The organism is Mobilicoccus caccae, assembly GCF_030161635.1.
GTDB classification, from domain to species: Bacteria; Actinomycetota; Actinomycetes; order Actinomycetales; family Dermatophilaceae; genus Mobilicoccus; species Mobilicoccus caccae.
In genome coordinates, this window is the sequence record NZ_BSUO01000001.1 from 2,818,772 (window position 1) to 2,840,573 (window position 21,802).

21 protein-coding genes, 1 tRNA gene, 1 pseudogene and 1 other annotated feature are annotated in these 21,802 nt (G+C 70.4%); of the genes and pseudogenes, 10 read left to right on the plus strand and 13 right to left on the minus strand.

What is annotated here, in order from left to right:
* Window positions 1–32: 32 nt before the first annotated feature.
* A complete protein-coding gene (locus tag QQK49_RS13845; RefSeq protein ID WP_284304430.1) occupies window positions 33–1,136 on the plus strand; it encodes a cation diffusion facilitator family transporter in 1,104 nt (367 codons plus the stop codon).
* Window positions 1,137–1,191: 55 nt separating this feature from the next.
* Here the strand turns inward: QQK49_RS13845 and QQK49_RS13850 are convergent, their stop codons facing one another.
* The gene (locus QQK49_RS13850; protein WP_284305907.1) at window positions 1,192–1,812 is read right to left on the minus strand and encodes a helix-turn-helix domain-containing protein; all 621 of its coding nucleotides are present in this window, start codon (window positions 1,810–1,812) and stop codon (window positions 1,192–1,194) included.
* Between the two features lie 100 nt (window positions 1,813–1,912).
* Here QQK49_RS13850 and QQK49_RS13855 point away from each other — a divergent pair.
* A pseudogene (locus QQK49_RS13855) lies at window positions 1,913–2,005 on the plus strand (hypothetical protein); the annotation flags it as partial.
* A 408-nt stretch (window positions 2,006–2,413) separates the two neighbouring features.
* Here the strand turns inward: QQK49_RS13855 and QQK49_RS13860 are convergent.
* Window positions 2,414–2,815, minus strand: coding sequence for a four-helix bundle copper-binding protein (locus QQK49_RS13860; protein WP_284304431.1), 402 nt, complete (start codon window positions 2,813–2,815; stop codon window positions 2,414–2,416).
* A 248-nt stretch (window positions 2,816–3,063) separates the two neighbouring features.
* Window positions 3,064–3,660, minus strand: a complete 597-nt coding sequence (locus QQK49_RS13865; RefSeq protein ID WP_284304432.1) for a CueP family metal-binding protein — start codon at window positions 3,658–3,660, stop codon at window positions 3,064–3,066.
* Window positions 3,661–3,791: 131 nt separating this feature from the next.
* Between QQK49_RS13865 and QQK49_RS13870 the strand changes: the two genes are divergently transcribed.
* The 4 genes from QQK49_RS13870 (at window position 3,792) to QQK49_RS13885 (ending at window position 7,676) form a co-directional block, all read left to right on the plus strand.
* Window positions 3,792–4,496 carry a response regulator transcription factor gene (locus tag QQK49_RS13870; protein WP_284304433.1) on the plus strand — a complete coding sequence of 235 codons (705 nt, stop codon included), beginning with the start codon at window positions 3,792–3,794 and terminating at the stop codon, window positions 4,494–4,496.
* On the plus strand, window positions 4,493–5,629 hold the full coding sequence (locus QQK49_RS13875) for a sensor histidine kinase (protein ID WP_284304434.1): 1,137 nt from the start codon (window positions 4,493–4,495) through the stop codon (window positions 5,627–5,629). Before QQK49_RS13870 ends, QQK49_RS13875 begins: the two co-directional genes overlap by 4 nt.
* A gap of 89 nt (window positions 5,630–5,718) precedes the next feature.
* Window positions 5,719–6,420 carry a DUF305 domain-containing protein gene (locus tag QQK49_RS13880; RefSeq protein ID WP_284304435.1) on the plus strand — a complete coding sequence of 234 codons (702 nt, stop codon included), beginning with the start codon at window positions 5,719–5,721 and terminating at the stop codon, window positions 6,418–6,420.
* A gap of 107 nt (window positions 6,421–6,527) precedes the next feature.
* Complete coding sequence (locus QQK49_RS13885) at window positions 6,528–7,676, plus strand: YVTN family beta-propeller repeat protein (RefSeq protein WP_284304436.1); 1,149 nt, start codon at window positions 6,528–6,530, stop codon at window positions 7,674–7,676.
* 279 nt (window positions 7,677–7,955) lie between these two features.
* Here the strand turns inward: QQK49_RS13885 and QQK49_RS13890 are convergent, their stop codons facing one another.
* From QQK49_RS13890 to glp, 8 genes are all read right to left on the minus strand, one after another.
* Window positions 7,956–8,846 carry an FAD-dependent oxidoreductase gene (locus tag QQK49_RS13890; RefSeq protein WP_348536264.1) on the minus strand — a complete coding sequence of 297 codons (891 nt, stop codon included), beginning with the start codon at window positions 8,844–8,846 and terminating at the stop codon, window positions 7,956–7,958.
* A gap of 42 nt (window positions 8,847–8,888) precedes the next feature.
* A protein-coding gene (locus QQK49_RS13895; protein WP_284303543.1) for an IS3 family transposase occupies window positions 8,889–10,156 on the minus strand; the annotation gives its coding sequence in 2 pieces (ribosomal slippage) (window positions 8,889–9,853 and window positions 9,853–10,156; 1,269 coding nt in all).
* Window positions 9,723–9,857 (minus strand) — a sequence feature (AL1L pseudoknot). Its footprint overlaps the gene before it by 135 nt.
* 441 nt (window positions 10,157–10,597) lie before the next feature.
* Window positions 10,598–10,670 (minus strand) — tRNA-Ala (locus QQK49_RS13900).
* 100 nt (window positions 10,671–10,770) lie between these two features.
* Window positions 10,771–11,739: a hypothetical protein gene (locus QQK49_RS13905; RefSeq protein ID WP_284304437.1), complete on the minus strand. Its 969-nt coding sequence runs from the start codon at window positions 11,737–11,739 to the stop codon at window positions 10,771–10,773.
* A 116-nt stretch (window positions 11,740–11,855) separates the two neighbouring features.
* Window positions 11,856–12,488: a GNAT family N-acetyltransferase gene (locus QQK49_RS13910; protein WP_284304438.1), complete on the minus strand. Its 633-nt coding sequence runs from the start codon at window positions 12,486–12,488 to the stop codon at window positions 11,856–11,858.
* Window positions 12,488–13,000 carry a MogA/MoaB family molybdenum cofactor biosynthesis protein gene (locus tag QQK49_RS13915; protein ID WP_284304439.1) on the minus strand — a complete coding sequence of 171 codons (513 nt, stop codon included), beginning with the start codon at window positions 12,998–13,000 and terminating at the stop codon, window positions 12,488–12,490. Before QQK49_RS13915 ends, QQK49_RS13910 begins: the two co-directional genes overlap by 1 nt.
* Window positions 12,997–13,485 carry a cyclic pyranopterin monophosphate synthase MoaC gene (gene moaC, locus QQK49_RS13920; protein WP_284304440.1) on the minus strand — a complete coding sequence of 163 codons (489 nt, stop codon included), beginning with the start codon at window positions 13,483–13,485 and terminating at the stop codon, window positions 12,997–12,999. Before moaC ends, QQK49_RS13915 begins: the two co-directional genes overlap by 4 nt.
* A complete protein-coding gene (gene glp, locus QQK49_RS13925) occupies window positions 13,482–14,798 on the minus strand; it encodes a molybdotransferase-like divisome protein Glp (protein ID WP_284304441.1) in 1,317 nt (438 codons plus the stop codon). Before glp ends, moaC begins: the two co-directional genes overlap by 4 nt.
* A 110-nt stretch (window positions 14,799–14,908) precedes the next feature.
* On the opposite strand from glp, the gene QQK49_RS13930 reads away from it, so the two are divergent.
* From QQK49_RS13930 to mscL, 4 genes are all read left to right on the plus strand, one after another.
* Entirely contained in the window at window positions 14,909–15,715 is an 807-nt protein-coding gene (locus QQK49_RS13930; RefSeq protein ID WP_284304442.1) for a 5-formyltetrahydrofolate cyclo-ligase, read from the plus strand.
* A 177-nt stretch (window positions 15,716–15,892) separates the two neighbouring features.
* Window positions 15,893–16,249 (plus strand): FmdB family zinc ribbon protein, encoded by a 357-nt coding sequence (locus tag QQK49_RS13935; protein ID WP_284304443.1) that lies wholly within the window; start codon window positions 15,893–15,895, stop codon window positions 16,247–16,249.
* 198 nt (window positions 16,250–16,447) lie between these two features.
* Window positions 16,448–16,999 (plus strand): SAF domain-containing protein, encoded by a 552-nt coding sequence (locus QQK49_RS13940; protein ID WP_284304444.1) that lies wholly within the window; start codon window positions 16,448–16,450, stop codon window positions 16,997–16,999.
* 93 nt (window positions 17,000–17,092) lie between these two features.
* Window positions 17,093–17,491, plus strand: coding sequence for a large conductance mechanosensitive channel protein MscL (gene mscL / locus QQK49_RS13945; RefSeq protein ID WP_284304445.1), 399 nt, complete (start codon window positions 17,093–17,095; stop codon window positions 17,489–17,491).
* Window positions 17,492–17,653: 162 nt separating this feature from the next.
* On the opposite strand, the gene QQK49_RS13950 is transcribed toward mscL, so the two are convergent.
* Together QQK49_RS13950 and QQK49_RS13955 are read right to left on the minus strand one after the other, a co-directional pair.
* Complete coding sequence (locus tag QQK49_RS13950) at window positions 17,654–17,824, minus strand: hypothetical protein (RefSeq protein WP_284304446.1); 171 nt, start codon at window positions 17,822–17,824, stop codon at window positions 17,654–17,656.
* Window positions 17,821–21,324, minus strand: a complete 3,504-nt coding sequence (locus tag QQK49_RS13955; protein ID WP_284304447.1) for an AAA family ATPase — start codon at window positions 21,322–21,324, stop codon at window positions 17,821–17,823. Before QQK49_RS13955 ends, QQK49_RS13950 begins: the two co-directional genes overlap by 4 nt.
* Window positions 21,325–21,802 lie beyond the last annotated feature (478 nt).

A 21,802-nucleotide genomic window follows, 5' to 3' on the forward strand; every position in this document is an offset into this window, starting at 1 on the left:
TACCTGCGCAAGTATGCAGATAGCCTGGTGAGGTGAGCCACCTGCATCCCGGACGCCCGGACACCACCCGCCGCGACGTCGACATGCCCACCGATCCGGGTCGACGCGGCCATCGCCACACGCAGCACGGCGAGAACGGGCACGAGCATGGCGAACACGAGCACGGGGGCCATCACCACGGCGAGGGAATGTGGGGCCGGCTGAAGCACGCGGTGACTCCCCACAGCCACGACCATGCCGACGCGATCCGGACCGCCGACGAGGCGAGCGCCGTCGGCATCCGCGCGGCGTGGATCAGCCTGGCGGGGATGGGCGCCACGGCGCTGTTGCAGATCGGCATCGTGTGGCTCAGCGGGTCGGTCGCGTTGTTGGCCGACACCCTGCACAACCTGGGGCACCTGGCGACGACGATCCCGCTGATCATCGCCTTCCGGCTCGGTCGGCGTTCCCCGACGCGGCGGTACAGCTACGGGTTCGGTCGCGCCGAGGACCTGGTCGGCCTGGTGATCGGTGCGGTCATCGCCCTCTCGGCGGGGCTCATCGTGTGGGAGTCCATTCGGGCGCTGAGCACCCAGCGCGACATGACGCACCTGGGCTGGGTCCTGGCCGCGGCGGTCGTCGGGGCCGTCGGCAACGAGGTCGTGGCGGTCTACCGCATTCGTGCAGGCAGGCGGATCGGGTCGGCTGCGCTCGTCGCCGAGGGACACCACGCCCGCACCGACGCCTTGACCTCCCTCGCGGTGATCTTCGGCGTGGTCGGTGCTTGGATGGGGCTGCCGTGGGTCGACCCGGTGATCGGCCTGCTCATCGCGGCCGTCGTCATCGGAGTGCTGATCAGCTCGATGCGCACCGTGCTCCGTCGTCTCATGGACGGCGTCGAACCGGAGATCCTCGATCGTCTCGAGGACGCCGCGGCGACCGTCCCGGGAGTGCTCGGGGTGAGCCGGGCCCGCGCGAGGTGGAGCGGCCACCGTCTCGAGACCGACCTCGCGATCAGGGTCGACCCGGCGCTGTCGGTCGAGGCCGGCCACGACCTGGCACACACCGTCGACGACCACCTCCACCGACACGTCCCACACCTCGGCCCGGCCACCGTCCACATCGCCCCGGCCGCAGCCCTCCGCCCCGAGCCGTGAGGCACTGAGCGAGCGCAGACCGTCGAGCACTCGAGGCGCCCTCCAGCGTCCGGCGTCAGCGTTCCTCTCCGGGATCGGGTGGATCGGCGGGGCCGGTCCGCGGTCGGGTTCGGGGTCGGGTGCGGACGTGGATGCGTTCACCCTGCTTGCCGAAGAGGCTGAGCACCTCGACCGGTCCGCTGCCTGTCGACCCGAACCAGTGCGGGTGGCGGGTGTCGAACTCGGCGACCTCTCCCGGGCCGAGTTCCACGTCGCAGTCGGCGAGCACGAGCCGCAGCGTTCCGCTGAGCACGTAGAGCCACTCGTACCCGGTGTGGGTGCGCAGACGCGGGGTGTTCTCGTGGGCGGGGATCGTCAGCTTGTAGGCCTTCGGCTCACCCTGGGTGCGCGACAGCGACACGATGACCCGGCCACCGGATCGCGCCGGACGCTGCGGCACTCGCGGATCGACGACGCGGGGCGCGCCGACGATCTCGTCCAGCGGCACGGCGAGCGCGGCCGCCACCGGAAGCAGCAGTTCGAGACTCGGCCGGCGCTGACCTGATTCGAGGCGCGACAGGGTGCTCTTGGAGATGCCGGTGAGTGCCGCGACATCGGCCAGCGACTTGTCGCGCCGTTCTCGCAGCGCTCGGATGCGGGCGGGGATCTGGTCCAGGGTCGCCGCGATGGCGGGCATGTCGTCCACGACACCCACTTCACCAGCCCGTCCCTGTTTCGGCAACGATTGTTGCCGGCTTCGAGCCGCGGCCCGCAGGGTGAGTGGCGGAGATGGTGTCATGACCGAACAGACCGAAGACACTCAGCAGTGCGATGTGGTGATCGTCGGAGCGGGGGCCGCGGGCCTGTCTGCCGGGATCGTCCTCGCGCGAGCCCAGGCCCGAGTGCACCTCATCGACGAGGGGCACCCCAGAAACGCGCCGGCAGCGGCGATGCACGGATTCATCTCGCGCGACGGAATCTCACCGCGCGAATTCCTCGGCACGGCACAGGCGGAGTTCGCCCGGTACGGAGGCACCCTGCTCGACCGGCGCGTCGTCGCGGTGAATCGCACTGGGTTGGTTGGAGTCTCCATCGTTTGGAAACGAGGATGGACTCATGCCGAAGGACACCACCCCGGGGAAGCCGACCACGCGTCGCTACAGCCCTGAAGAGAAGGCAGCTGCGGTCCCGATCGGTCGCTGTGAGCAAAACCCGTACATTGCCACCACTCCAGTGCGGGAGACTTCGACACAGGCCGCCGCAGGAGTGTGGAGGCGGCGAGCGGACGGGGTGGCGAGTTAGGTGATCGCGGCGAGGAGGTCGTTGCAGGCTTGTTCGCAGGCCCGGCAGGCTTCGGTGCAGACGCGGCAGTGCTCGTGGTGGCCGGCGTGCTGCTCGCACTCGTCTCCGCAGGACTTGCACGCCTGGGAGCAGGCCTGGAGTTGCGCGCGGGTGACTTCGGCGTCGTAGCCGGTGTGCCGAGACAAAACGCGTGCGGTCGTGGCGCAGATGTCGGCGCAGTCGAGGTTGGAGCGGATGCACTTGCGCAGCTCGGTCACCGTGTCCTCGCTCAGGCAGGCATCGGCGCAGGCCGTACACGCCTGAGCACACGCAACCAGCGCGTCGACGGTGCGAGTGAGCAGATCGCGATCGAGGTTAACCTCGGCCGGGTAGGTGTTCATCATCTCGGCGGTCTTCATGGCTTGCTCCCTTGTGTGTTCGGAGGCAGCGCCGACGCTGGCCGCGGCGCCGCTGGTGCCCTTCCGACGTTACGGCGTCACCGTGGGCCAGCGCATCCGCCGCTGCCCGGGAAACCCATGAAGGTTCCATGAAGAAATGTCCGCCCGGGCGGCGCAGCCGTCCTTGGCGCGGCAATTCGGGCTGTTCTGCCCGCGGCGCACATCCTCAGATGTGTCCTGGGTATCGGCAGAATAGGTCGTCCCCTCCCTCACGCTTCGAGTTTGAGGGTGGTGAGACAGGTAGCCCCCTCGTTGCTGGCGGAGAAGGCACTTTGGCCGGTGAGGCCGCCGTGGGTGACCTCAATGGTGCCGGCGACGTCCCGCGGGAGCCAGAAACCGACGAAGCCGTTGTCGAACGTGGTCACCTGTTCATCGACGAGGACCTCGCCGGTCTCATCGATGATGCGCACGCTAATGTCCTGGTTGGCCAGCTCGCCGCGGCAGGTGGTCAGGGAGTGGTAATAGCACTCATGGGTCTGATCGACGTAGGGGGCGACGGACAGGTAGAAGCCGTCCTCGCCGAGTGGTACCGCGATCTCCTGCTCCCCGTCGGTGAGGAGAAGCTGGTCCGCGCGCACGGAGGCCATGAGGTCGGTCGGCCGATCGGCCACGGGCACGCGGTCGAGGTGGTCGATAATCTGCTTCCCGTCCATGCCATCCAGGTCGTGCGCGGCGAGGAAGTCGGCGTGATCGGTGGTAATGGTCGGTGGGCTGACCGGTTCCTGGTCGGCCTCGAGGCTGGCGTTGGAGCAGCCGGCCAGCGCCAAGAGGAGCGCCGCTGCCAGTGCGATCAGATGTCGTCTCACACTCTCTATTCTGCCGTATCGGATAATCCGCCCGCCCGGGTCCTTGTCCTACATCGCGACCAGCCGCCTCTGCCTGTCGCATTGATGCGGTCTGGTACCGAGCTGGGCTGTCACTCCTGGACAATGGGGTCATGACGGTTATGACCCATGAGCGCCAGTTGCCTCGGGTGCTGGTAGTCGACGATGAAGCGCCGTTGGCGCGGTTGGTGAGCGCCTACCTCGAACGCGACGGGTTCGCGGTCGAGGTGGCCGCGGACGGCATGGTGGCGGTGGAGTCGGTGCGGCGCTGGGACCCGGCCGTGCTGGTGTTGGACCTGGGCCTACCCGGGATGGACGGCATCGAGGTGTGTCGGACGGTGCGGAAAATCTCGGACTGCTACATCGTCATGCTCACCGCCCGAGTGCAGGAGGCAGACCGGCTCAAGGGTCTGCTGGTCGGAGCGGATGACTACGTGACCAAACCGTTCAGCCCCAGAGAACTGGTGGCACGGGTCCGGGCGATGCTGCGCCGCCCCCGGCACAGCGCCGAGACGGTGGTCGAGGTCGGCGCGCTGAGGGTGGACGTGGCGGGGAGGGAGGTCCGCGTGGACGGTGAGCCGGTGGACCTGACCCGAATCGAGTTCGACGTGCTCGCCGCGCTGGCTACGCGGTCACAGGTGGTATTCACTCGCCGGCAGCTGATCGAGCAGGTGTGGGGGCCGGACTGGGTGAGCGACGACCACCTGGTCGATGTCCACATCGGCCACGTGCGCCGAAAGCTGGGAGACGACGCGGCCGATCCGGTGTTCATCAAGACGGTGCGCGGGGTGGGTTATCGGATGGGCACCGGACGGTGAGGGCACGGCGGTGGGGGCTGGGCACGCGGCTGCTGCTGTCCACCGTGGCGGTGGTGCTGGTCGGTGCGGGGACGGCGTGGCTGGTCGCCGCCAGCCTCGGACCGCGGATCTTTCACGAGCATATGGTCGCCGGCCAGGCAGCCAATGAGCCGGTCGTCTATCACGCCGAGTGGGCGTTCCGCGACGCCTCGACCCTGTCGTTGGCCCTGGCCCTGATGGCGGCACTGACGGCCTCGGTCGCGGTGAGCCTGTTCCTCACCCGCCGGGTGACAGCGTCCTTGGCGGCGGCCACCACTGCCGCCCGTGCGGTGGCCGCCGGAGAGCACTCGGTTCGGGTCCCACATGTGGGCATGGGCCGGGAGCTCGATGAGTTGGCCGAAGCGCTGAACACCACGGCCGCCGACCTGGCCGAGGTCGAAGCCACCCGCATCCGGATGCTCGGCAACCTCGCCCACGAGATACGCACCCCGCTGGCCATCTTGGACGGGTACCTACAGGCCATCGCCGACGGCGTCCACGATGCCGATAAAGAGACCGTGACCTTGCTGCGTGACCAGGTCACTCGCCTGGCCCGGTTAGGGGAGGACATCGCGGTGGTGACCACCGCCGAGGAGGGCCGGCTGACCATGCGCATGACGCGGGTGGCCGTCACCGAGCTGCTCAGCGCCGCCCGGGCGCAGGCCGAGAGCCGGTACCGGGAACGTGACGTGGCACTGACCGTCGAGGTCTCACCGACAGCACAGCAGGCCGCGGTGGAGGCCGATCCGGACCGGCTCGGGCAAGTGCTGACCAATCTGCTCGACAATGCCCTGCGCCACACCCCTGCCGGTGGGCACGTCGAACTCACCGCGGACCGCAACGGGGCCTGGGTGAGTGTGCACGTGGCCGACGACGGTGAGGGCATCGGGTCCGAGCACCTGCCCCACCTGTTCGACCGGTTCTACCGGGCCGACACCGCCCGGGACCGCGCCCACGGCGGCTTCGGGGCGGGCCTGGCCATCGTGCGGGCTATCACCCGCGCCCACGGCGGCACTGTGACCGCCACCAGCGCGGGCCCCGGAGCAGGGTCGACGTTCACCGTCCGTGTGCCTGCGATGGATGTCGGTGGCACAGGGTTGATGAAGAGTCCATGAAGATGGCCGCGCCGGTTAGGAGCCGAGCGGGCTGACCTCGTTAACTGAAGACAGGACCGGTCTCGCCATGCGGTGCCGTCGCGTCAGCGGTGAGCACCCGGCGTGCGGATCGTGCCCATCTGATCTTGATGGAGTCTCAAGAGAGGACACTGCTTGTGAACACGAAGAGGATGCCCGCGGCCGTCGGTGCTGCCGTCGCCCTGATCCTGACCCTGGCCGCGTGCGGGGGTAGCACAGAGGACGCCAATCCGGCCCAGACCCCCGAGACGACGACTTCGGCTCCGGAGACGACTGCCTCGGCAGGGCAGGTCGACCAGGCGCACAACGACGCGGACACCATGTTCGCCCAGATGATGATCGTCCACCACGAGGGTGCCATCGAGATGGCGGACTTGGCCGTGGAGAAGGCCGCCTCGCAGGAGGTTCGGACCCTGGCCGAGGGCATCTCCGCTGCGCAGGGACCGGAGATCGAGCAGATGACCTCCTGGCTGGTGGCGTGGGGCGAGGACACCACGCCGAGCGGCGGCATGGACCACACCGGCCACGGTGGGATGGACATGGAAGGCATGAGCCAGGAAGAGGCGATGGCCGAACTCGAAGGGCTGTCCGGCACCGAGTTCGACCGGCGCTTCCTGGAACTGATGATCGCCCACCATCAGGGCGCGGTCGAGATGGCCCAGACCCAACTGGTCGACGGGGAGAACCCCCAGGCCCTTGAGCTGGCACAACAGATCATCGACGACCAGCAGGCCGAGATCAGCGACATGGAAGGCATGCTCGCCAGCCTGTGACTTGCGTTCGACCCGAGGACAGATGTGGCCGTCCACCTGGGACGCGGTCCGCCTCGTGATCGGCAAGGCCCCGATTCTTGGCCCCGAACCTGAGAAGGAGAACTGACATGAAACGCGTACGTGCGTACCACACCGTGGCCTTGTTGGGTGCCGTCACGGCACTGACCCTGACCGCTTGCGGGCAGGGCACCGGCGGGGCCGGTGGCGCCGAGACCTCGGCGACGCCGATACCGACTCAGGGCGAGCAGACCCCGACGCAACAGGCCGGGGAGGTCACCGGCACGGTGTGGGTGGCCAACGAAGACGGGAATAGTCTGACCGCCATCGACGCCGAGACGAGTGAGGTGGCCACCACGGTCACGGGGATCGAAGCCCCGCACAACGTCCAGGTCGGACCGGACGGGACGGTCTGGGCCGTCAGCGGCCACTCCAACGCCCTGGTCGCTCTCGACCCGGCTACCTATCAGCTCACCGGGACCGCTGCTACCGGGCAGAGCCCCGCACACGTGATCCTCACTCCGGACGGTGCGCGTGTTTACGTCACCAACGCCGGCGAGGACACTCTTGGTGTGTACGACGCAGCCACGCTCGACCGGGTGGCCACCGTCGAGGTCGGTGACGGACCCCACGGGTTGCGTCCCAGCGGGAACGGCGAGGTCGTCGTGGTGGCGAACACCGGGGCGGGCACTATCGACGTGGTGCAGATCGCGACCAACGAGGTCAGCGCGTCGATTCCAGTCGGGGACTCCCCCGCCCAGGTGGCCGTGGACAATGACGGTGACTACGCCTACGTGAGCCTCGCCGGGGATAGCTCCGTGGCTAAGGTCGACCTGGCCGAGCAGACGGTCGTCGGCTCGGTCGAGGTCTCCGCCCCGCCGGTGCAGCTCTACCTCACCCCGGACGGCACGCGTCTGTTGTCCGCAGATCAGGGCACCGAACAGACAGCAGGTGACACGGTGTCCGTCATTGACACCGAAGCCATGACCGTCACCGACAGCATCACCACCGGGTCTGGTCCCCACGGCGTGGTCGTGGACACCACGGGTGAGACAGCGTGGGTGACCAACCTGTACGACGACACCATCTCCGTGCTCGACCTGACGACGAACGAGGCGGTGGCGACCGTCCCGGTCGGTGACATGCCCAATGGCATCAGCTACAGCCCCACCCCGCCCGCACCCGGTCCTCAGAGCCTCACGTTGACGGTCCCCGACTACGCCGAGGACGAGCCCACGAGCGAGCACGACCACGGCTGAGCGGCGTGCCGCGCAGAAGGACTCGCCCCGAGCGCAGCACGGACACCCTCTGCACGGTCAACGCCCACGGTGGGGATCGATTCTTCGCTAACTAACGAGCATTCAGGAGGTAGGCATGATGACCCAGTCGAGCAGCCCCGGAGGAGACGTTGTTGGGGCTTGAAGAGGGTCACCGAAACTCCTCGGGCGGCGAGGGTGGCCGGCAAGCTTTTGCGCCGAGTTGCGGTCGCACACGGCGGCGAGCCCGCGTGGGGGTGTGTTCAGTTCAGCGTTCGGCACCTATTGAGCGCTGCTCGTCCGGGTGAACAACCGGTTCCTCCATTGCAGAACGAGTGGGGCGGCGTCGAGTCCGGTAGCCGCGATCGGCAGGCCGTTGCGCTCGTGAACGATGAGCAGCGGATCGGTGGAGGCAATGCGTGCTGCGTCGGCGAGCCCGGGGTGCCCGGCGCCGGTGAGGGTGTGGCCGTGGATGCGCGCGGAGAAGAGCGAGGTCGGAACGTAAGGCCCGGGATCGTTGGCGAGGCCGAGGTCATGCAGCAGGGTGCTCGCGGCGTGGGCGCCTTGGGCGGTGGCGTCGTCCCAGTGGTCGATGCGGTAGGTGCCGAGCTCGTGATGATGATGTGCGGCCACGCCGCCGGCGGCGTAGAGGCGCTGGCCTGGGGTGTGCAGGTGACGCAGGTGGTCGTCGACGGCGATGCCGTCTGGGCCGGTCCAGGGGGCGGGTGCTGCCGGCACTGTGCCGTGCGCCACGATCGCCAGGTTGCCTTCTGCTCGGGTGCCGTCGTCGAGGTCGATGGTGAGGTGGCCGGGCTGGGTACGGATGGCGCGCGGAGTGCGTCCCAGGTGGGTGGACAGCTGGGTGCGATGCAGATCGAGGAGGCGTTGGGCGGCGTGCTCGCCGATGGCCGTGGCGCCCGGGAGGGGCGAGCGGGCGATTAGGGCGACGTCGTGTCCGGCCTGACAGAAGAGTGATGCGGTCTCAGCGGCGACCAGGCCGCCGCCGAGGATCAGGATGCGCGCCGGGTGGGTCGTCGCCGCCAGGTGGTCACGCACGCGGCGGGCGTCGCTGAGGGAGTGCAGGGTGGTCAGGCGTCCGGACGTGATGGCCTGGTCGCGGCCGAGAATGTCCTCGTCGAGGGTGCGTGGCCTGCTTCCGCTGGCGATGATCAGCGCGTCGTACGTGAATCGCCCTGGGTCTGATGGAGGCTCGGGCTATTGGATTCCGACCAGGAGTTGGTCGGTCCGTTTCGTAGCGTAGAACGTCGCCTCGAACTCCGCTGGTGGGACGTCGGCCAGGTAGCCGTGGAGTCGGTCGTGGTTGTGCCAGTGGACCCAGCTCAGGGTGGCGAGCTCGACGTCCTCGACGGTCCTCCACGGCCGTCTCTCGCGTGCGGGACCGCGGATGAGCTCGGCCTTGTAGTAGCCGTTCACGGTCTCGGCCAGGGCGTTGTCGTAGCTGTCGCCGACGGTGCCGATCGACGGCACGGCACCGATCTCTGCCAAGCGCTCGCCGTAGCGAATCGACGTAAATTGACTGCCCGCGTCGCTGTGACACCGCAGACCGGTGAGCTGGGTGCCGCGTGACCAACGGGCCATCTCGATGGCATCGAGGACCATCGTGGTCCGCATGTGGGATGCGACCCGCCACCCGACGATCGCGCGTGAGTAGGCGTCGATGATGAAGCAGACGTACGCGACGCCGGCCCAGGTCGGCACATAGGTCAGGTCGGTGACCCACAGCTGGTTCGGCGCGGAGGCGGTGAAGTCGCGGCCCACCAGGTCGGGGTGGCGAGGCACGTCCGGATCGGGCTTGGTGGTGCGGACCCCCTTGGTGCGCCCGACACCCTCAATGCCTGCGGTGCGCATCAGCCGGGCGACCTGGTCCCGGCCGATGTCGTGACCGCCACGCCGTGCAGCCTTCCAGACCTTCCGGGCGCCATAGACCCGATAGTTGTCGTCCCACAGCTGCCGCACGATCGGGCCCATCACCTCATCGCGCTGGGCGCGAGCCGACGGCCGGCGGTTCTTGAACTCGTAGTAGCTGCTCGGGGCCACCTGCAGCACGCTGCAGATGAGCTCGACCCCCAGACGCCGGCCCGCGACGACATCATCGCGGTTGACGTCGATGAACGCGGCTACCTCTTGTGCTGGCGGTCGAGCTCCGCCCCGAAGAAACTGGCTGCCCTCTTCAGGATCTCGTTGGCCCGCTTGAGCTCCCGGACCTCCTGCTCGAGGGCCTTCATCCGCGCGGCGTCGCTCGTGCTGACCCCCGGCACGTGGCCCTCGTCTATGTCGGCCTGGCGGACCCAGGACCGCACCGATTCGGTGCCGTACCCGAGCTGGGACGCGACGCGCTGGATCGTGCCGTGCTCGGTGCCCAGCTCAGCACGCAGTGTCCTGACCAGCCGCACCGCAGCTGCCTTCTCTTCAGGGCTGTAGCGACGCGTGGTCGGCTTCCCCGGGGTGGTGTCCTTCGGCATGAGTCCATCCTCGTTTCCAAACGATGGAGACTCCAACCAACCCAGTGCGATTCAAAGCCCACTACGCCGACGCCATCCCGCTCGACCTGCTCAAGACCGAACAGGACCGCATCCGCACCAGCCTCGACGCGATCACCAACCGTCTCGACAGCCTCGCGACCACCTACCACAACGCTCACGAGGGACTCGATCAGATCCTCGGTGTCCTCACCGACCTCGGCGACCTCTACAGCAAGTGCGAACCTGCTGAACGCCGCATCCTCAACCGCGCGCTGTTCAAGCGGATCATCATCGACGAGGACGAACACGTCACGTTCCTACCAGCCGAGCCGGCTGCCGCTGTCCTCGCTCAGGAGCACCGGGGCGAGACACCCCAACCGGACCCGGACGCGAAACTGCCCCGCCATCAGGCGGGGCAGGTTTCGAACTTCTCAACTTACGTGGAGCTGAGGGGATTCGAACCCCTGACCTTCTCATTGCGAACGAGACGCGCTACCAACTGCGCCACAGCCCCAGATTGCGAGACATCACGATAGCACCTGACCCGTGATGCTCCGAATCGGCCGTCTACCAGCCCCTTTGGCCTGATGGACACCCCGCCGGGCGGGTGGTTCTCACTGCCCGGAGGCCCGGCTGTAGGGGCTCGCGACCTCGTCCCACTCCTCGCCGACGGGGATGAAGTCGTCCTCGATCTCCAGCGGGGGCGGCAGCGGACGCTCCGCGCGGGCCTTGAGCGTGTAGGTGGGCGGCGGCACCGGAACCGGCTGCCACCCCTCCTGGTCGAAGAGGATGTCGCGCTCGGCCGCGCGAGCGACCACCTCGGCCTCGGCGGCGATGGCCGGCTCGACCTCGCGGGCGTAGTCGAACGGCACGTACTCCTGCGCCACCGGCATCGCCCGGGCGGCCGGACGCACATCGACGCGGGTGACCTCGTCGGCCTCGTGCTCGGCGACAGCCACGGCCGCACCCGCCGATGTCGCCGCAGCGGCGGTGGCCGCCGTGGCTCCGCGACGGGCGAGCGGTGCGCCGGTTCCGCGCTCGGCGTGGCGGCGAGCACGGGTCCGCGCGAGGACCGCCTGGCGACGCATGACCACGACGAGCGCAGTGCTGAGGACGACCCCGGAGACCGGGACGATCCACGTGAGGGCCCCGAGTCCGGCCAGCACGGCGGTGCCGAGGGTGGCGAGGACGAGAGCCAGGGTGACGACCGCCATGAGACGGGCCCGACGCACGCGGGCCGCGGCACGCTGACGGTCGGCCAGGGCCTTGGTGCCGCCGGTGCGGGCCGCCTGCACGGGCTTGCTCGCCGCCTGCGCGGCGCGGGCCTCGGTGGCGGCGCGGGAGGGCTGCAGGTTGCGGTGCAGCACCACCGACGAGGAGTTGCGCATGGGCGCGGTGCTGGCTTCGAACGCCTCTGCACTCTCGCGACGGACGGCGCGGCGCTGCAGAACTCGCATCGAGGCGGAGAACCGGTCGACGGTGCGCGCGGTGGCCAGATACTCGCGTCTGCGGGTGGTGTCGACCACGAGATAGGCAGCCCAGACGGCGACGACGGCGACGAAGATCAGGCTGCTCGGGGACACACCCCAACCGTACGTCGAAAGCCGGTGAAGCAGGCCCTCATCGGGGGCGTGTCACCCCGAAATCACACGGATGTAAGTCTGCGCCCGAACCGGCCGGGGTCAGACGTTCGACCTGCTCACGTGGCGTGTGGTGACTGCCGAAGCCGCTGTGTCGCGTTCCACCGGGCGACCAGAGATTCCCCCGCCAGGTCTTCCATAGTGAGAGCGAAGGATCGGTGGTCGCGCCACTGCCCGTCGATGTGCAGCAGACGCCGCCTCAGCCCCTCGTCGCGGAACCCGAGTTTCTCCACGACGCGGACGCTCGCACGGTTCTCCGGACGGATGTCGACGGCCACCCGATGGAGCCCCAGACCGTAGAAGGAGTGGTCCACCAACGCCGCCAGGCAGGACGGCGCGATGCCCTGCCCGGCCATGTCCCGCGACACCCAGTAGCCGGCGTTGCCGCTGCGCATCGAGCCCCACGTGATGCCGGACAGGTGCATCTGCCCGACCAACCGCCCGCCCACCTCGATGACGAACGGCTGCATGCGCCCGGCCTGCGCCTCCCCGTCGTAGAACCGCACGAGGGAGCGGAACTTCATCTGTCCGGTCGGTTCCGGGTTCGTCGCCTCCCAGCGTTCCAGCCACGCATGGTTGACGATGCGCAGACGCTCCCATTCCGCCCGGTCGCGAGGTCGGAGAGCGCGCATCACCCGATCCGGGCGCTGCGGGTGCCGCACGGTGAGGATCGTCGGCCACAACCCGGCCATCAGTGGTCACCCCCGGCGATCTGGTCGAGGGCATGGTGGACGACCTGTTCGAGTACCTCGAGCGCGTCCTTGACCCCACCGGTCGATCCCGGCAGGTTGACGACGAGCGTGCCGCGGGCCACGCCGCACAGGCCACGGGACAACATCGCGGTCGGCACACCCTTGGCGAGACCGGCCGCCCGGATCGCCTCGGCGACTCCCGGCACCTCGACGTCGAGCAGCGGCAGGGTGACCTCGGGGGTGCGGTCGTCGGCGCGCAGGCCCGTTCCGCCGGTGGTGAGGATCAACGCCGGCGGGGGCGCCTCGTCGAGGGCCCGGCGGATCGCCTCACCCGTCGGTTCCCCGTCGGGCACGACGACGGGGTCCGCGACGTCGAAGCCCCAGTCGCGGAGTCGGTCGGCGACGATCTGCCCCGAACGGTCGGTGTACACACCGCGCGCGGCCCGGGTCGAGGCGGTGACGACGACGGCCCGACGGGGGTCGGGCCCGACTGCCGGCTCCTGCTGACTCATGCGCCGCTCGCCTCCTCGCGCCAGTCCCCCGATCGTCCACCGGATTTGGCGGTGACGCGGATGTCGGTGATGCGGGCGTGCTTGTCCACGGCCTTGATCATGTCCACCAACGCCAGGGCCGCGACGCTGACGCAGGTCAGCGCCTCCATCTCGATGCCGGTGCGATCGGCGGTGCGCACGGTCGCGGCGATGTCGACCCCGTCGTCGGCCACCGACACCTCGACGGCGACGGCGTGGATCGCGACGGGATGCGCGAGCGGCACGAGCTCGGGCGTGCGTTTGGCCGCCTGGATACCGGCGATGCGGGCGACCGCGAGGGCATCGCCCTTGGGCACGGTGCCACCACGCAGCGCCTCGATGGCCGCGGGCGCGAGCAGGACCCGGCCGGCCGCACTCGCCTCACGAGCGGTGACGGCCTTGGCGCTGACGTCGACCATGTGGGCCGTGCCGTCGTCGCGGACATGGGTCAGTCGCGGTGAAGTCACGAGGGCGATCCTGCCGCAGCCACGGCCGTCGCACCGAACCAGGGCATGCCGGAGGCCTCGCCGGCCGTCGCCGCCACCGCATGATCGCCGGGAGTCGTCCCGTCGAGGCCCAGCACGAGCACCTCGTCACCGGGCTTCACCTCGGTGACCTCCGGCGCGACGATCGCCAGGCCGTGCGCATCGGCCAGGCTGCCGAGCACGTGGGAGCCCTGCCCACCCGCGAGCCGCACGCGCAGGGGCTCCGAATCGCTGGACGTGACGACGACCCGCGCGAACTGGGTCTTGCTCGAGGGTGAGGTCCACCCCTGCTCGGCCCTGGCCACCACGGGAGCGGACTCGAACGCCGGACGGCCCGCCATGCGGCGCAGTGCGGGCGCGACGAACACCTCGAAGCTCACGAGCGAACTCACCGGGTTGCCGGGGAGGGTGAAGACGGGCACGGAGTCCTCCCCCAGCGTGCCGAAACCCTGCGGTTTGCCCGGCTGCATCGCGACGCGGTCGAACTGCACGGTGCCGAGCTCGGACAGCACGGCCTTGACCGCGTCGTAGGCGCCCATGCTCACGCCGCCGGTGGTGACGATGGCGTCGGCGCGGGCGAGCTGCTGCCGCAGCACCCGCGAGACCGTCTCGGGGTCGTCGGCGACTCCGCCCACGCGGCTGGCGACCACACCCAGGTCGCGCGCTGCGGCCGCGAGCATGGGTCCGTTGCTGTCGACGACCTGCCCGAAGCCGGGGACCTGACCAGGGTCGATGAGTTCGTCCCCGGTACTCACCACCACGACGCGCGGCAGGGGGATGACCAGGGCGTCGCCGTGCCCGACGGCGGCGGCCAGCGCGAGTTGTCGCGGCCCGAGCCGGGTACCCGCGCGCAGGACGATCTGCCCTTCGCCCACGTCCTCTCCCTGAGGCCGGATGTGTCGTCCGTGCGGGACTCCCTCGTGGATGGTCACGCGCTCGACCCCGGCGTCGGTCTGCTCCACGGGCACGACCGCGTCGGCACCCTCGGGCACCGGCGCGCCGGTCATGATGCGGAACGTCGTGCCCGGGCGCAGGCGGCGGCGAGTCGTGTCGCCGGCGGCGATGTCGCCCTCGACGGGCAACCTCGTGGGATACGGGTTTCCGGCGCGTTCGACGTCGGAGGCGAGCACGGCGTACCCGTCCATGGCCGAGTTGTCGAAGCCGGGCAACGAGACGCGGCTGCGCAGATCCTCGGCGAGGACGCACCCCTGCGCCCCGTCGAGCGCCCGGCGGGTCGGGGCGGCGACACGGACCGTGGACAGGATGCGAGCGAGATGCTCGTGGACCCCGATCATGCGGGCCTCTGGCGGATTTCACTCACCGACGGCGACGTCGGCCGGTTGACGGTCCTCATGCAGGCACGATAGCCACGAGCTGCGCGATCCCCTAGGAGCACACTGAACCCATGGCTGCGAGCACCGGCCCGGCAGAGGCCGGCACGTCCGACAAGACCACCCTGCGGGCACGGATTCGCGCCCAACGCCGGGCCCGCCGGCGCGCCGAACGGGAAGCGGGAACCGGCCGCCGAGCGGAGTCTGAGGGCATCGCCCGCGCGGTCCTCGATCATCTCGATCGGTGCCCGCAGGCCCGCGACGCCGGGTGGGGGTCCTCCTCGGCCACCGTCGCCGTGTTCCGTTCCACCCCGAGCGAACCGGACACCACCGCTCTCATCGAGGGGCTGCACGATCGGGGTGTGCGGGTGCTCGTCCCGCGCACCCTGGACGATCTGAGTCTCGACTGGCACGAGTTGCTCGCGCCCGCAGGCGATCTCCGGGACGGGCGCCGGCAGGGAGAGGCGCCGGCCGGCGACCATCACGACGCCTCGACCGACGAATCCCCTTCTGCCGCATCGCCGTCCGAGGACGCCGACCCGGCGCGCCCCAGCGGTGAGGACAGCAGCGCCGAACTCCCCTCCGACGAGGACGCCGGCGACGAAGGCCCCTCGCTCGGCCTCGACGCCGTCGCCGACATCACGGCGATGATCCTGCCCGGCCTGGCGGTCGACCACGCCGGGCATCGGCTCGGTCAGGGCGGTGGGTGCTACGACCGCACCGTGCCCCGCCTGCGGCCGGGCACCTGCCGCGCGGTGCTCCTGTTCGACGAGGAGATCCTCGACGCCGTCCCCTACGGAGAACACGACCAGCTCGTGCCGGCGGTCGTGACCCCGCGGCGCGGCTGGACCGCCCTCACACCGGCCCCGCCGACTCCCTGATCGCACAGCGGAACTCCGGCGGCAGAAGAGACGGGCACGCGATGCGCACCGGATCGCGCGCGGGAGCACCCGTCCGGGAGGGGTCCTAAGGAAGATTTCGGCCCCCTGAAGCGTTGTGTGGATGCCTGATTTCTGCCCGTACACTCATCGAGCCGTACATCTCCCGGAAGAAGAGCCATGCCCACCTACGCCTACGCCTGCACCGAGTGCGACCACGACTTCGAGACCGTCCAGTCCTTCACGGACGACGCGCTCACCACCTGCCCGCAGTGCGAGGGGCGTCTGCGCAAGGTCTTCAACTCCGTGGGTGTCGTGTTCAAGGGCTCCGGGTTCTACCGCACCGACTCCCGCAACGGCTCGGACGGCAAGAACGGCAAGGCCTCCACCAACGGGTCGTCCTCGTCGACCTCCTCGGCCGGCTCGAACTCGGGCTCTACCGGCGCGAGCAAGGACTCCTCGGGCTCGTCGAGCTCCTCGAGCACCTCCTCCACCGGCACGTCGTCCTCGGCCTCTTCCTCCGCCGCCGCGAGCTGAGACCCGTCGTCCTCAGCCTGCGCGGGCGAGGACGTCGATCCACAGCCGAGCGCACGGCGCCGCAGCCCACCTGATCGCTCACCTAGGTTGTCGGGCATGCCCAGCGCTCCCGCCCTGCCGTGGCTCGGCACGACACCACCCCCATCCCGCACCGGCAGAGCGGCGACCCGTCGCGCGCGGCGTCCGACGATGAGACAGGTGAGGCGCCTGGGCGCCGCCGTGCTGCTGGGTCTGGCCATCTGGCTGGCCGTCGATGCGCTGAGTCCGGCTCCCCCGCCGGACACCGCCGTCACCTCCGTGCGCGATCTCCCCGCCGGGCACCTGCTCACCGCAAGCGATCTCACGACGGCGCACGTGCCGGCCGAGCTGCTGCCGGGCGACGCCGTGAGACAGCCCGAGCCGGCCGCGGGTCGGCGCCTGGCCCGGGCCGTCGGACCCCGCGAGATCCTCACGGACCGAAGCCTGGTCGTGGCGCGGGAGGTGAGCGCGACGCAACGGGCCGTCCACGTCCCGGTGCCCGACCCGGGTGCGCTGCTGTTCCTCCGCGCCGGGGATCGCCTCGACCTCGTCGAGGGCGGTCGTGGCCGCACCGTCGCCCGCGACGTCAGAGTGCTGGCGGTCGACCATCCGGCGGCCGAGAAGGGCGGTCACGGTCTCCTGCTCGCCGTCGACGAGGCGCACCTGAGCGCGCTCATCCCGGCCATGACCGAGGCCGGACCAGGACTCACCCCGGTTTTGCGCACATCCTGAACGGAGACAGCACGAGTCGGCCCTACAGTGGTCGGGGCTCCAGCGCACTCGACGAGGCCGCGCCCCCGTTCCTCCGAAAGGGAATTCAGCATCGTGTTCCAGGGATTCAAGGACTTCATCCTCCGCGGCAACGTCATCGAACTGGCTGTCGCGGTCGTCATCGGTTCGGCCTTCCAGAAGGTCGTCGACACCTTCGTGACCGCCCTCATCACCCCCATCATCAACGCCGCCGGCAGCCCGGAGACCTCCGGTCTCGGCTTCCCCATCCGACCGGACATGGCCGAGCAGACGTTCATCGACCTGTCGGTGATGATCAACGCGCTGATCGTCTTCCTCATCACCGCTCTGGTCGTGTACTTCATCTTCGTGCTGCCGATGAACAAGCTCGCCGAGCGTCGCAAGAAGGGCATCGAGCCCGAGCCGGAGACCCCGTCGGAGGACATCCTCCTCCTGCAGGAGATCCGCGACCTGCTGCGCGAGCGCCGCGCCTGACCCGACCGGGTCGAGGTCCGACCCCGATGTCGGTCCGACCAGGTCGACGAGCATGACGAGGGGCCTGCCCGAGATGGGCAGGCCCCTCCTTGCATGTCCGCACGTGCATGCCCGACGCCGTCGCTCAGGCCGCGCTCGACTTCGGCTGCGCGGCCCGGCAGTTCAGTCCCAGTGCGGCGGGCGTTGTTCCTTCAGCCAGGCGTCGCGGTCCTCGCGGTCGCGCCAGTCGCCCCAGCCCTCGTCGGTGTCGTCGCGGGTCTGCGCGGGCGCGACCGTGCGCTCTCGATCGGTGGCGGCGTCCTCACGCTCGGTGGCGTCGTCCGTCGAGCTCATGCCCGCCCGCCCCGGGTGGCCGCGCGGCGTCCGCGGAGCACCGCGCGCGCGTCGACGGCCCGGATGCCCTCCCGGATCAGCGGCACGGCCGAGGTGGGGTCGCTGACCAGGTCGGCACTCCAGACGCGCACGACCTCCCACCCGTGACGGCGCAGGAGTTCGGCGCGCACACGCTCGCGGTCGCGGATGTCGGGGATCGACGCGTGCTCACGCCCGTCGAGATGCACCGCGACGACGGGCCGGGGTGCGCCCTTCTCAGCCACCGCGAGATCGATGCGGCGCGGGCCCGCGCCGTAGCGGTGGTGGACCTCCATGCCGTCCTCACCGACCGCGGAGGTCAGGCCGCGCAGGAGCAGCGCCGCCTCGGCGGCAGCGGTCTCCGGCTCGGGCATGGCCGCGGGATCGGTGCTGCCGGTCCGTTCGGCCACGTCGGCCTCGTGACCCTGGAGTTCGATGTGCCGCAGGAAGTCACGCAGCAAGGCCGCGCCGGGGCTGGAGGGACGGCGGTCGCCGAAGTCCTCCGGTCCGATCTCGCTGACGACGATCGCGTTGTTCTGGGCGATGGCCAGCGCCGCGGTGAGCACCCGGTCGCCGCCCTCGGCGTCGAGGCGCCCGAACCGTCGCGGCAGCGACCCGTCGGACTGGGGGCGGTGGCCCAGGGCCAGGATCACGGTGTCGCGGCGGGCGCCGAGCGCCCGGTCGACGTGGACGATGCGCTCGGCCTCCGAGCCCGTCGTCGTGAGCCAGGCGCGCAGCTCGGTGTCCAGCTCGGCCGCGGTCTCCAGGGCGGCGCGGATCTGGGTGGCGCGTGCGCTGCTGAGCGTGACGACCAGGAGCGAATCCTCGGGTCGTTCCTGCAGGTGCTCGCGGACCAGGGACACGACGGCCAGCGCCTCCGCGTCCTCCAGGGCGGGCGCGTCGAGCATGACCTCGCTGCGGTCGCCGGGAGCGGTGAGGTCGGTCGAGCCGCCGGAACCACCGTCCTTCGACGTCCGCCCGGCGAGCACCAGCCTCAACGGCGGCTCCGAGGAGGTTCCCGGCGTCGTCACCAGGGCGCTGTCGTAGACGGTGTGGTTGCCGAAGCCGACGAGTGCCTCGTCGACGTCACGGTGCACGGTGGTCAGGCGGCGCACGGGGAGGACGTCGCTCGCGACGTCGAGCAGGGTGGCACCCGAACCGAACGGCACGGCGTCGTCGGGGTCGACCTGCTCGGCGGCGTCCAGGGTGGCCGTGGAGTACGGCATCGGCGAGGGCTGCCGGTCGTCACCCACGACGACGACGTGTCGTCCGCGGGAGATGGCCGAGACCGCATGGGAGACCGGCATCTGCGCCGCGTCGTCGACGATCACGACGTCGAACCACTGGCCGATCGGCACAAGGGTGGCGACGACCTCCGGGCTCATCGCCCAGCACGGCTTGACCTCCAGCAGCAGCTCGGCGGTCTGCTCGAGGAGTTGCTCGGCGGGAACACCGATGCCGGTACCCGAGGCCGCGTAGCGCACGATCTCCTGCGCCCGGGCGTGCGAGCCGGCGGCGTCGTGAAGACGGCGCGCCACGGCCATGCGGACCTCGTCGCGGGAGGCGCGCAGGTGGTCGTGGTCGAGGCGCACGTACTCCTCGACGAGGCCGCGCAGGCGGTCTCCGTCGTGACGCCCGATCCGGGGGTCCTCGTCGGCGAAGTGGGCGAGCAGCGAACGCCACCAGACGCGGTCGACCTCTGTCGGGATCTGCGCGGCGGGCACGTGGCGGGTGGCGAGATCGGCGATGACGTCGTCGAATCCGGCTGCAAGGCACCGGTCGAGAGCGGCGGAGACGCGCGGCAGGACGGCGATGCGGTCGCTGTGCTCGGCGAGCAGGGAGATGCGGGCGATGAGTTCGTCGACGGTGATGCCGAACAGCTCGCCGCCGTCGGCGGTCGTCCCCAGGCGTTCGGACAGCCAGCGCAGGTCGACCTCGAGGTCGTTCCACAGGCGGCGGGCCTCGTCGAGTCCGGCGGGCACGCGCGGCAGTTCCTCCGAGCCGCTCCACGCCGTCCAGGCGGTGCGCTGCTCGTGCGCCGCGGACAGGACCTCGTGGAGCTGGTCGAGGCCGATCTCGGGGTTGAGCAGTGACTCGGCGCGTCGACGCAGGTCACGGCGGGTGCGCCAGCCGATGAACAGGCCGCGCTCCTGGCGGTACTGCCGGTCCGCGGTGGCGCCGAGCAGGTAGTCCAGCGGCTGGAGGAAGACGTCCTCGGGCAGCACGTCGAGGGTCTTGCGCACCCCGAGCATGAGGTCGAGGGCGCCGTCCCAGTGGTCGGGCGTCTCCGCGGCGGGCAGGCCCGCCTCCACCAGGGTGGCGTCGAGCGCGGTCCGGGCCTTCTCCAGGCGTCCGGCGGCGAGTTCGTCGACGAGCTTGCGGGCGCGCTCGGCCTCCTCGGGCGAGACGACCCACGCGCGGTACCAGGGGTCCGCCGGCCAGTCCTTCGACCACCCGCCGGCCTCGGCGACGGAGGCGAGCAGACCGCCGATGACCCGCACCTCGTCGGCGTCGAGGGAGGACAGGACCCGTTCGGGCAGCAGCACCTCCGAGGTCGGCGGCGTGGCGAGTTCGTGCTGGGCCGCGAGCGCCTCACGCGCCTCGAACACGCTGGCGCCCCAGGGGCGGCGGGGTTCGTGGACGGCGGCGAGGTGGCTCTCGAGTTCGGCGCTGACGTCGCGCAACTGCTCGCGCAGGCCGCGGGTGTCGGGCTCGCGGGCGGGGCGGCGCCGGTCGAGGGCGGTGACGATCTCGCGGGCCACGACGTGCGCGTCGGGGAGCGAGCCGTGGGTGTCGAGGACGAGACCGGCCAGACCCGCCTCGTCGAGATGGTCGGTGACGGCCTGCAGGCTGCGGCGGCGCGGCGAGACGTACAGCACGCTGCGTCCGTCGGCGGCGAGGGCGGCGACGATGTTGGCGACGGTGCGGCTCTTGCCGGTGCCCGGCCCGCCGACGAGCGCGAGGTCGCGACCTTCACGGACGTCGATGACGGCGCGGGACTGCGTGGAGTCGGCGTCGAGGGCGAGGGCTTCCTGCCCGGGGTCCAGCGGCCCGTCGTCGACGGAACCGCGCAGGTCACGGGCGCCGGGGACCGAGGCGAGAGCCGCCAGCACGTCGTGATCGCCCAGCGACATGCCCTGCCGCGACAGGTCGGAGACCATCTGCAGCTTGGTGTAGGAGAAGTTGGAGACCACGCGACGGTCGGCCACCGTGAACCCGGGGATGAACGAGCACACCCGCGACAACTCACGGAAGACGCGCATCGGGTCGAAACGCGTGGAGACGGCAGCCAGCGCCGCGAGCGCGGCCGGGTCCAGCTCGATGCCCTGCTCGTGGCGCAGGTAGTTGAGCAGGACGGGGTTGACCTCCACGTCGGTGCCCAGGTCGAGGTCGAAGTCGGTGCCCGCCGCATCCACGGGGTGGATCTCGCAGGTACGCAACAACACCGGGGCCTGGGGGCGCGGGCTCCCGGCGAGTCCCACGTGGCCATCCCCAGGGCCATGAAACAGGTGACGAGGCCGCGTTCGTCGCGCAGCTCGAGGGTCTTCTCGCGGATCACCCGCGCGCGGCGGCGGGCCTCCACGAACGCGCTGCGTTCGCGCACGAGGTGGGACAGACGGGTCGACCCGCCCGCCATGAGCATGGAGACGCCGCCGGGGTGCACGGTGGTGAGGTCGAGCGTGCCCGCCGACAGATCCCGGTACCAGAGCAGGGTGTTGGGCCCGCCGAGATCGGCGAGCTCATGGCGCCAGCCCTTGACGACGTCGGCGACGATCTCGTCGCGGAACGCGCCCGACGGCGAGCGGTGGCCCGCTCGCGCATCCGGGGAGGCCGAGGAGGGGTCGGTGGCGGGCGGGGCGGCGTCCGCGGTCACGGACGTCCGGGATCCCTCCGCCTCGGACGACCGATCCGGGGAGGGCTGCTGCGACTGCGATCCCGCGAGCGGGGTCGGCTCGGGCA

Bases quoted from the DNA above. Each gene is read 5' to 3' on its own strand.
- QQK49_RS13850 (WP_284305907.1), bottom strand. From the start codon at position 1,812: ATGCCCGCCATCGCGGCGACCCTGGACCAGATCCCCGCCCGCATCCGA.
- QQK49_RS13860 (WP_284304431.1), bottom strand. From the start codon at position 2,815: ATGAAGACCGCCGAGATGATGAACACCTACCCGGCCGAGGTTAACCTC.
- QQK49_RS13870 (WP_284304433.1), top strand. From the start codon at position 3,792: ATGACGGTTATGACCCATGAGCGCCAGTTGCCTCGGGTGCTGGTAGTC.
- QQK49_RS13885 (WP_284304436.1), top strand. From the start codon at position 6,528: ATGAAACGCGTACGTGCGTACCACACCGTGGCCTTGTTGGGTGCCGTC.
- QQK49_RS13910 (WP_284304438.1), bottom strand. From the start codon at position 12,488: ATGGCCGGGTTGTGGCCGACGATCCTCACCGTGCGGCACCCGCAGCGC.
- QQK49_RS13915 (WP_284304439.1), bottom strand. From the start codon at position 13,000: ATGAGTCAGCAGGAGCCGGCAGTCGGGCCCGACCCCCGTCGGGCCGTC.
- glp (WP_284304441.1), bottom strand. From the start codon at position 14,798: ATGATCGGGGTCCACGAGCATCTCGCTCGCATCCTGTCCACGGTCCGT.
- QQK49_RS13930 (WP_284304442.1), top strand. From the start codon at position 14,909: ATGGCTGCGAGCACCGGCCCGGCAGAGGCCGGCACGTCCGACAAGACC.
- QQK49_RS13935 (WP_284304443.1), top strand. From the start codon at position 15,893: ATGCCCACCTACGCCTACGCCTGCACCGAGTGCGACCACGACTTCGAG.
- QQK49_RS13950 (WP_284304446.1), bottom strand. From the start codon at position 17,824: ATGAGCTCGACGGACGACGCCACCGAGCGTGAGGACGCCGCCACCGAT.